Origin of the sequence: Lacticaseibacillus chiayiensis (assembly GCF_004123795.1) — a bacterium.
GTDB classification, from domain to species: Bacteria; Bacillota; Bacilli; order Lactobacillales; family Lactobacillaceae; genus Lacticaseibacillus; species Lacticaseibacillus chiayiensis.
The window spans coordinates 1-607 of the sequence record NZ_MSSM01000115.1; the positions used below are offsets into that span (position 1 = coordinate 1).

Annotated in this window: 1 protein-coding gene; it reads left to right on the forward strand. The window is 47.8% G+C overall.

The window, feature by feature from the left end; translation table 11 throughout:
* Positions 1-607 (forward strand): RNA-guided endonuclease TnpB family protein (locus BVJ53_RS14910; protein ID WP_137296014.1); only part of this gene is annotated, 607 nt, incomplete at both ends.

The window sequence follows — 607 nt, forward strand, 5'->3', positions numbered from 1 at the left end:
TTCAAGATCGAATCAAGCAGCTTGAACAACGGCAAAATGCCAAGCAGATGTCCAATCATTTCCAATTCTTAGAAGACAAGCGCATTGACAGTCTTGCTAAGGCTAACGCTATCCGGAACTATCGCAAAGCATGGAAAGCCTTTCGGAAGGTTCATAGTGCTGGTGTTCCAAAATTCCACCGTAAAAGCTATGCGTGGGGCTATCAAACTAATTGCCAATATATTAAGCAGAAAACGGCACAGCTAACCAACGGAACCGTCTGCTTTGAAGACCTCAAGCACATCTTAGTGCCTAAATTAGGTCGGCTACGCATTAAAGGCTCCCACAAACGATTACTGAGTCGGCAAGCAGAAACTCGCATTGGCACGGTCACGATTACTAAGGACGCTGCGGACCGTTTCTTTTTATCCATGCAGCTGGGTTCTGATACACCGTTCATCACGAAGCCTGCCAAAACCAATCGGCAAACCGGCATTGACCTCAACACGAAAAACTTCTTGACGACCAGTGATGGCAAAGTTGTCGCAAATCCGCGCTACTATCGAACGATTAAGGGACGACTGGCTAAGGCCCAACGTGTTTTGTCGCGCCGTGCCCGAAGGGCAAA